At 65.8% G+C, this 403-nt stretch carries 1 protein-coding gene; it reads right to left on the minus strand.

Annotated elements, in window-relative coordinates:
• On the minus strand, positions 1-403 hold a 403-nt coding region (locus G6027_RS19205), incomplete at both ends, for a cbb3-type cytochrome c oxidase subunit I (RefSeq protein WP_241727258.1).

Here is a 403-nt window from a genome sequence, read left to right on the forward strand (position 1 = left end):
CAGGATCGAGCCTCCGTTGCCCGCGGAGAATATGCGGCCACCGAACTGGCGGTCGTAGAAGACGCCGAGGGCGGCGGCGGTGAGCAGCGGGAAGATCAACAGGATCAGCACGGACGTCACGAGGATGTTCCACGTGAAGATCGGCATCCGGAACATGGTCATTCCCGGCGCTCGGAGGCAGATGATCGTGGTGACGAAGTTGACGGCGCCGAGGATGGTACCGATACCGCCGATGCCCACGCCGAGGATCCACAGGTCCGCGCTGACCTGCGGCGAGTACTCCTGGCTCGCCAGCGGCATGTACATGGTCCAGCCGAAGGCGGCGGCCCCGCCCGGGGTCAGGAAGCCGGACATCACGACGATGCCGCCTGCGGTGAACAGCCAGTAGCCCAGGGCGTTCAGT

This window comes from Dietzia sp. SLG310A2-38A2 (assembly GCF_014145095.1).
Lineage (GTDB): Bacteria > Actinomycetota > Actinomycetes > Mycobacteriales > Mycobacteriaceae > Dietzia.